General features: G+C 74.3%; 3 protein-coding genes and 1 other RNA gene. 3 read left to right on the top strand and 1 reads right to left on the bottom strand.

Annotated features, from left to right (window positions below):
• Positions 1 to 92: 92 nt before the first annotated feature.
• Together VF468_00540 and ssrS are read left to right on the top strand one after the other, a co-directional pair.
• The gene (locus tag VF468_00540; GenBank protein HEX5876812.1) at positions 93 to 350 is read left to right on the top strand and encodes a HepT-like ribonuclease domain-containing protein; all 258 of its coding nucleotides are present in this window, start codon (positions 93 to 95) and stop codon (positions 348 to 350) included.
• A gap of 61 nt (positions 351 to 411) precedes the next feature.
• A non-coding RNA gene (gene ssrS / locus VF468_00535) (6S RNA) lies at positions 412 to 596 on the top strand.
• Between the two features lie 28 nt (positions 597 to 624).
• Here ssrS and VF468_00530 read toward each other — a convergent pair.
• Entirely contained in the window at positions 625 to 1,476 is an 852-nt protein-coding gene (locus tag VF468_00530; GenBank protein HEX5876811.1) for an LLM class flavin-dependent oxidoreductase, read from the bottom strand.
• A gap of 89 nt (positions 1,477 to 1,565) precedes the next feature.
• On the opposite strand from VF468_00530, the gene VF468_00525 reads away from it, so the two are divergent.
• Positions 1,566 to 2,903, top strand: coding sequence for a replication-associated recombination protein A (locus VF468_00525; protein ID HEX5876810.1), 1,338 nt, complete (start codon positions 1,566 to 1,568; stop codon positions 2,901 to 2,903).
• Positions 2,904 to 2,982: the final 79 nt, after the last annotated feature.

The following is a 2,982-nucleotide window of genomic DNA, read 5'->3' as shown; positions in this document are numbered from 1 at the left end:
ATCCTCGGCGTCCCCGTCGACGTGGTCGAGGCCTCTGCTCTCCGCCCCGATGACCGGGACATCCTCGCCGACGTGGTGGCCCTGGAATCCGCGTGAAGCGACCGGCCGACAAGCTGCTCGACGACATCATTCCGGCGGCCGCGGTCGCCGGCGAAGTGGGACGGATCGGCGATGCCGCATCGAAGCTTCCCGAGGAGGTCCGAACGGCCATGCCGGACATCCCGTGGAAGGAGATCATCGGCTTGCGGATCGTCGTCGACCACGCGTACCACGGGCGGGTCTGGAACACGCTGTCGGAGGATGTTCCCAGACCTCGGGCGGCGATCGAGCGGTACCGCGGCCGGGCTTGATCCGGCGCCCGCGGGGCCGGTTGCCGGTGTCGGATGGCGGTGGTTCAATGCGGTTCTCGGCAGCGCCCGACGTTGTTGGTGGCCGGCTTTCGTTTGCGCCAACACTTCGACGTAGGGGACCGTGCTTGCGGTCGCGGAAGGCACCCGGCTTCGCCAGCGGGTACCGGAAACGGCTGGGGCGGACCCCACCTGTTCCCTCGAGAGCAGGTGCAAACGTCGACCGGTCACGGCACTCGTGGAGCGCTGCCGCAACGCGTTCCGGGCCCGGCCGGGATCAGACGGCGGGCGGGCCCTGGCGGACCTTGCGGCGCCAGTGGTCGAGGTCGCCCTGGCGGGGGTCGACCGACTCCTGCCACCAGGTCGTGCCGGCCTCGGCCAGGGGGGCGAGGAAGTCGCGGGCGGCCGCCGGGTCGTCGGGGGTGGTGCCGCCGACGGCCACGTCGAACGGCTCGCCGGACGACCGGTGGCCGCCGACGACGTCGAGCAGGCCGCGAACGTCGCCGGCGTCCAGGGGGACGAGCTCGCCGTCGGGGTCGAGCTTGAGGGGGGTGCTGCCGTCGAAGCGGGCCGCGCGGCGCAGGGGGCCCCGGCGCGGCCAGGCGCCCGCGACCCAGATGGGGATGCGGGGCCGCTGCACCGGGGTGGGCTGGAAGGCGACCTCGTCGACCCGGTAGTGGCGGCCCTGGAAGGACACGGTCTCGCCCGACCACAGGCGGGTGAGCACCTCCAGGCCCTCGTCGAGCATGGCCGCCCGGACGACCGGGTCGACCGGCTCGCCGAAGCTGCCGTACTCGTCCTCGGGCGGCTCGCCGAGGCCGACCCCGAGGATCAGCCGGCCGCCGGACAGGCGGTCAAGGGTGACCGTCTCCCTGGCCACCTTCCAGGGCCGGCGCCGGGCCAGCGGCGTCACCATCGGGCCCAGCCGGAGCCGCTCGGTGGCCAGGGCCACCCCGGCCAGCAGCAGCCACGGGTCGGCGATGCGCAGCCGCCACGCCTTCACGAACGTCAGGTGGTCCCAGACGAAGAAGCCGTCCCAGCCGGCCGCCTCGGCGTCGGCGGCCAGCGCGGCCACCGTCCGGACGTCGCTGTAGTCCTCGAAGTTGGGCACGTTGACGGCGTAGCGCATCCATCCTCCTCGGGTCGGCGACCGGGCCCGGCCAGTCTGGCAGCGGGCCGTGACGCCGGCTCCGGGCGAGCGGCTACGATGGCCGGGACATGGACCTGTTCTCGGAGCGGGCCGACCGCCTGGCCGACCTGGACGCGCCGCTGGCCGCGCGGATGCGGCCGCGGACCCTGGAGGAGTTCGTCGGCCAGGGCCACGTGCTCGGTCCGGGCAGCGCCCTGCGGGCCCTGATCGAGGCCGACGAGCTGCGGTCGGTGATCCTGTGGGGGCCGGCCGGGACCGGCAAGACCTCGCTGGCCCACATCATCGCCGCCGCCACCCGGTCGCACTTCGAGGAGCTGTCGGCGACCAGCGCCGGGGTCAAGGACGTGCGGGCCGTGCTGGCCGCGGCCCGCGAACGGCTCGGCGCCCTGGGGCGGCGCAGCATCCTGTTCATCGACGAGATCCACCGCTTCAACAAGGGCCAGCAGGACGCGCTCCTGCCCGGGGTCGAGGACCGCACGGTGGTGCTGGTCGGGGCGACCACCGAGAACCCGTTCTTCACCGTGAACTCGCCGCTGATGAGCCGCTCGCTGCTGTTCCGGCTGGAGCCGCTGACCGAGCGCGACCTGGAGCTGATCGTCACCCGGGCGTTGGCCGACTCCCAGCGGGGCCTTGGCGGGCGCGGCCTCACCCTGGACGCCGACGCCCTGGCCCACCTGGCCGACCGGGCCGACGGCGACGCCCGCCACGCCCTCAACGCCCTGGAGGCGGCCGCCCTGGTGGTCACGGCCAAAGGGGGGACCAGGCTCACCCTGGCCGACATCGAGGACGCCCTGCAGCGTCCCCGGGTCACCTACGACCGGGCCGGCGACCAGCACTACGACGTGGCCAGCGCCTTCATCAAGTCGATCCGCGGCTCCGACCCCGACGCCGCCCTCCACTACCTGGCCCGCATGCTGGCCGCCGGCGAGGACCCCAGGTTCGTGGCCCGCCGGCTGGTCATCTCCGCCTCCGAGGACATCGGCCTGGCCGACCCCCAGGCCCTGCCGATCGCGGTCGCGGCCTTCCAGGCGCTGGAGTTCGTGGGGCTGCCCGAGGCCCGGCTCAACCTGGCCGAGGCCGTCGTCTACCTGGCCCTGGCCCCCAAGTCCAACAGCGCCTATGCGGCCCTGGGGGCGGCGGCCCGGGAGCTGGAGGAGGCCCGTCCGGGGCGGGTCCCGCGCCACCTCCAGTCCGCCGTCTACCCGGGCGAGAAGCAGCTCGGCATCGGGGTCGGCTACCGTTACCCCCACGACCACCCGGGCCACTGGGTCGCCCAGCGCTACCTGCCCGAGGGCCTCCGCGGCGGCTACTACCAGCCGACCGGCGAGGGCCGCGAGGCCGCCCTGGCCGAGGCGTGGCGCCGCCGCCGCGGCCAGCCCCCCGGCGAGCAGGACCAGCATGAGTAGGGCGGGCGCATACCAGGCGTTGGTGGATCGGAGGGTGCGCCAATGAGCGACGAGGCGACCGCCAACGGCGGGTCGGGCA

The organism is Actinomycetota bacterium (assembly GCA_036280995.1).
GTDB lineage: Bacteria > Actinomycetota > CALGFH01 > CALGFH01 > CALGFH01 > CALGFH01.
Note: the sequence above shows the minus strand (reverse complement) of the source record. Positions and strands in the feature narration are given on the sequence as shown.